This window comes from Pseudomonas sp. SLFW, from assembly GCF_009905615.1.
GTDB classification, from domain to species: Bacteria; Pseudomonadota; Gammaproteobacteria; order Pseudomonadales; family Pseudomonadaceae; genus Aquipseudomonas; species Aquipseudomonas bambusae.
Map to the genome: position 1 here is coordinate 1 of NZ_JAAAKW010000052.1, position 1133 is coordinate 1133.

Below are 1133 nucleotides of genomic sequence, written 5' to 3' on the forward strand. Positions count from 1 at the left end.
CCGTCTTTGGCAGTAAGCACGATGGAACTGCCGTCTGCACTAACGGCCGCACTGATGGTAGAGGGCAAGGTGCCCGCCGCCAGCGCGTCGCCAGTGATGTGCGTGCCGCCGATGCTGATCGTCGCGGACTTGAGGTCCGGGCTATCGGAGTCGGCGATCTTCAGGTCGGTGTCGGCGATAGCAACTGGGCCAGTGTGACCCAAGGTCAGACTGGTGTTGTAGCCGGAGCCGGTTGCGCCGCTGGAGTCGTTGCCGTCCAGATCGATGGTCGGAACCGCGTTTGGCGAAACGCTAATCGTGGTAACAGCAGGAGCCGAATCAACGATGCCGTCATTCACGATCACATTAATGGTGCGCGTGCTCGTGTCGGTCGACGAGGTGGCGAAAGTGATCGCCTTAATCGCGGCTTCGAAATCAGCCTGCGATGCCACGGTGCCGTCTTTAGCCGTCAGCACGATGGAGCTGCCGTCTGCGCTAACGGCCGCAACGATGGTGGAAGGCAAGGTGCCTGCCGCCAGCGTGTCACCGGTGATGTGCGTGCCGCCGATGCTGATGGTCGCGGACTTGAGGTCTGGACTGTCGGAGTCAGCGATTTTTACGTCGGTGTCGGCAATGGTGATGGAGCCGGTGTGGCCCAGGGTGAAACTGGTGGTGTAGTTGTTGTCAGTTGCACCGCTGGAGTCATTGCCATCCAGATCAATGGTTGGGACTGCGTTCGGCGAAACGCTGATCGTGGTAACTGCCGGAGCCGAGTCGACGATGCCGTCATTCACGACCACATTAATGGTGCGCGTGCTGGTGTCAGTCGACGAGGTGCTGAATGTGATCGCCTTAATCGCGGCTTCGAAATCAGCCTGCGATGCCACGGTGCCGTCTTTAGCCGTCAGGACGATGCTGCTCCCGTCTGCGCTAACGGCCGCAACGATAGTGGAAGGCAAGGAGCCTGCCGAAAGAGCATCGCCAACGATGTGCGTGCCGCCGATGTTGATGGTCGCGGACTTGAGGTCCGGGCTATCGGAGTCAGCGATTTTCAGGTCGGTGTCGGCGATAGCAACCGGGCCAGTGTGACCCAGGGTCAGGCTGGTGGTGTAGCCAGTGCCTGTCGCACCGCTGGAATCGTTGGCATCCAGGTC

Annotated in this window: 1 pseudogene; it reads right to left on the reverse strand. The window is 60.5% G+C overall.

Annotated features, from left to right (window positions below):
- A pseudogene (locus GVN17_RS29435) lies at positions 1–1133 on the reverse strand (hypothetical protein); the annotation flags it as partial.